Origin of the sequence: Streptomyces sp. NPDC002088 (assembly GCF_040296605.1) — a bacterium.
Taxonomy (GTDB): domain Bacteria; phylum Actinomycetota; class Actinomycetes; order Streptomycetales; family Streptomycetaceae; genus Streptomyces.
In genome coordinates this window covers 1-3,453 of sequence record NZ_JBEOXO010000087.1, presented here as the reverse complement: position 1 = coordinate 3,453, position 3,453 = coordinate 1, and the positions used below count along the sequence as shown (strand labels likewise).

The following is a 3,453-nucleotide window of genomic DNA, read 5'->3' as shown; positions in this document are numbered from 1 at the left end:
ACACATAGTCAGGCTTTTCTTTGGCAATAGCATCTTTAACGACATCGGCTGAAACATTAAACTTTGTCGGAATTTCCAATTTAACGATTTGTGCCCCAGCAATTTCATCCGGCAAACGTTTCACGGCTTCAATCGCAGGATTAATTTTATCGTCGCCAAAGGGATCAAATCCGGTAACAAGAATTTTCATGAGAAGATTTCCTTTCTAAAATGCCAAGAAGTACAGAAGCTATCGAGAAGTGTATCTTGTACCATCTTTAAGACGTTGGAGTCTTTGATGGGTAGGACAATTTGTTGCGCCATGATTTATATATACCTTTCTGAAATTAAATAATTAAACTTATAATAGGCTCCGCCTTTTTATGACCACATTAAAAAACTAAACAAAAAGAACACCATATAAATTTTGTACGTGGTCTTCTTTTTGCTTTGAATCATTTCATTCCCTTGCTAAACCATTAGAAGCTTATTGTCAGTTTCAATAATACATCCAGTTACAGTTTACAAGACAATCTCCTACCATAGCTCTTTAGTGGTATCAGCATAAATTTATCATTCCATTACTAAAAGTTACTTAAAAATCCTTTTACTTTCTCATACATATTTTGAGTTTCTATATCATTATATTCTAATAGCAATTCAGGATCAGAAAACAAATATCCTTCTCCTTCATATTCATAGAATTCCAACTTAGCGCCTGAATTTTCTATTTCATTCAGGAATTCTTGTAAAATTTCTTCATCTTCTAGTTTCCACGGATCTTCTTTAGAATAATGGATTTGGATGGGGAGATTTGATGGCCACCCCTCATAGCCAAACATTTTAACTGGCATTCCACCATGTAACAATATGGTTCCAACTGTCTCTGGAATTTTTAGCGAAAGCCACTCTGCTAAATTACAACCATTTGAAAAACCAATAAAGATAACCGGTTTCTTACCATTCTTCTTGTGTTCTTCCTCGAACATCGCATAGGCTTTCTTTTCTAAACCATCTTCTCCAAATGTTCCGAGAAAAGCCATAGCTGTTTTATAATCATCAAATTTCTTTCCTTCATACAAATCAGGAATGATAACATCAAAACCTTCTTTTTTTATAACCTCTGACAAATTTAATTCAGACCCTCTTATTCCAAGTACTGAATGATAGATAAAAACAATTGGCTTCATATAATCCTCCTAGTTAAACTGAATTTACCGATTTATATTTCTATAATGATATTAGAATAATAACAAGACCCATCAGACTTAATCTCATATTATTCACCGTAATTAAAGTCTGATTTCACATTATTAACATGTATTTTCTAAAGTATATCAAATAACTATTCTATTTACAATTCCTTCAATTCTAATATACTACAGTACAGATAAATTAGTAATTTTCAAGTTATTATATAGTTAGAAGGATATTATAGGTTCTGTTGCGAAGTTTTTTAAAGTGTTTTTTTGTAGATGGTAGTATTGGCAGAGTCTTTTTTTACATATTTTACTGCTCGAATACTTCCTTCATTGACTTCTTTTAGAAATTGTTTTCCTATTGATAGGCGTACTCCTTTAGGAATAGTTTCCCAATTTACAGATAATAAAGTTTTTAGTGAAAAGTTTGTGTCAGGTGGAAGTTTTTCAATTAGTCCAGTTATTTCGTTAAACCAATGAGAAAATTCGTGGTTTGGAAATTCTTTTTTAATCAGATATTGCTGGATAGAGAAGCTTCCTGCTTTTTTTAGCAAGGTTTCATACTGCAAATCAGTTAGGGTTAATTGGATATTCTTTGACATTTTAATTATGTCCTTTCATTTATATTCATATAAAGGATATCACATCCTATTTTGTTTGTCAATAAAACATTTTGTTTGTCAATAAAACATTTATATAAATGCTTTATTTTTTATAAATTTGTAAAAAACAGCCCCTATAATTATATCTTGTAAGTATAAGGGCTGTTTTTGGTTAATTTCTTAGGGGTTATTATCTAATTATAGACCCTAAACGAACATCTTTTGTAGAAATCCTTTTTTCTGCTCTTTGAGAAGATCTAGCTTACGCTGATGAAGAGCGATAGTGTCATCTAACTGTTTAAAGAAAGAGCCTATTTTTTGTTGTTCTTCAATCTTAGGTAGCTCTAGATTTAGATTAGAAACTGCAGGATAGTTAACATATATTTGCGTTCCCCCCTGAACAATTCGTTTAACTTTTTCTCTAAAAGGACCATTAAGTATGGTATATGCAAAATTAGAATCAAAGTTTTCTTTCGGAGAAATAATTTCAGTTCGTTGATTGATAACATATTCGTTATCTTTTTCTACCAGTAAAGTTCTTCCAATAATTGTTCCATTAGCAGTTTTATCATTTAGCACCATGGTGAGCTCTCCAGAATTAACAACTCGTCCATCTGTAATTTCATTTGATATTGCGCGAATATTTTGATCAACGTATTGGCTATTTAATCCATAGCTACCAATTGAAATAACTTTGTATACACCATATTTGTCAAAATACTTTTCAATAGCTGTTCCGCCTCTGTGATTAGCTACGTCAGATAACTTACGCTCTTCCCAATCGTCAGCAAACCCCGCAAATCGCAATTCAGGAACTTTGGCACCATTTTTAGGGAACATCTTTTGTAAAAAGCCTTTTTTCTGTTCTTTCAATAAATCTAACTTACGTTGATGAAGAGCGATAGTATCGTCTAACTGTTTAAAGAATGACCCGATTTTTTGTTGTTCTGAAAGTTCAGGTACCATAATCGACATTTTCGACATTTGCTTACCTGAAACCTCAACAAAAGTAGATCCTGCACCGGTGACTTCCCCATATCGCTTGAGCTCATTAGTTCTTGAAAAAATAAAATAACTATCAAGTTTATTTTGATCAGGAACAATTGATTGAAACCCTTGATTAGTTGTAGCTTCTTTGGCTAATATAGCGGTGTTTCCGATACCAGCACGAGAAGTAAATAAGACGGTTCCTACTGGTAAAATTCGAGCTGAACTCTTCTTTAGACCTAGTTCAGTAATAGTCTTTTTACTTTTACTAACATAACTTTGTTCTCCAATTTCAGCTGGTGCATACCAATCAATATCACCGTCCCAGTATTCAGGGTTCGATGTACTTGGTGTTCCACCACCAACAATATTAGATAATTCTCCTAACTTACGCTCTTCCCAATCATCCGTAAATCCCGGAAACCTTAATTCTGGAACTTTCTTTTTAACTGAATCATCTATTTTCGCCATAGTCCCCACCATTTTCTTGGTTTTTCTTGTTCTTCTATCCTTTTTTGATCTTTGATTTGTTCCTGCAAATTTTCCAACTTCTCTTTAAGAGCGTTCACTTCATCTTTATATTGATTGTCTAAGTGTTTGAATTCTGTTTCCTGTGAGGGCATTTTGAGAGCTTTTAAGCTGTCATTTTCTGCTTTGTATTCTTCTAACAACTTTTTATCTTGTAA

General features: G+C 32.8%; 5 protein-coding genes. All 5 read right to left on the bottom strand.

Annotated features, from left to right (window positions below):
* On the bottom strand, positions 1–190 hold a 190-nt coding region (locus tag ABT114_RS50065; RefSeq protein WP_502988545.1), incomplete at its 3' end, for a pyroglutamyl-peptidase I family protein.
* Between the two features lie 373 nt (positions 191–563).
* The gene (locus tag ABT114_RS50060) at positions 564–1,169 is read right to left on the bottom strand and encodes a dienelactone hydrolase family protein (protein ID WP_063284065.1); all 606 of its coding nucleotides are present in this window, start codon (positions 1,167–1,169) and stop codon (positions 564–566) included.
* 266 nt (positions 1,170–1,435) lie between these two features.
* The gene (locus ABT114_RS50055; RefSeq protein WP_349221525.1) at positions 1,436–1,780 is read right to left on the bottom strand and encodes a DUF1413 domain-containing protein; all 345 of its coding nucleotides are present in this window, start codon (positions 1,778–1,780) and stop codon (positions 1,436–1,438) included.
* A 207-nt stretch (positions 1,781–1,987) separates the two neighbouring features.
* Entirely contained in the window at positions 1,988–3,238 is a 1,251-nt protein-coding gene (locus ABT114_RS50050; RefSeq protein WP_193017583.1) for a restriction endonuclease subunit S, read from the bottom strand.
* Positions 3,226–3,453 (bottom strand): hypothetical protein (locus ABT114_RS50045; protein WP_502988543.1); only part of this gene is annotated, 228 nt, incomplete at its 5' end. The genes ABT114_RS50050 and ABT114_RS50045, both read right to left, overlap by 13 nt.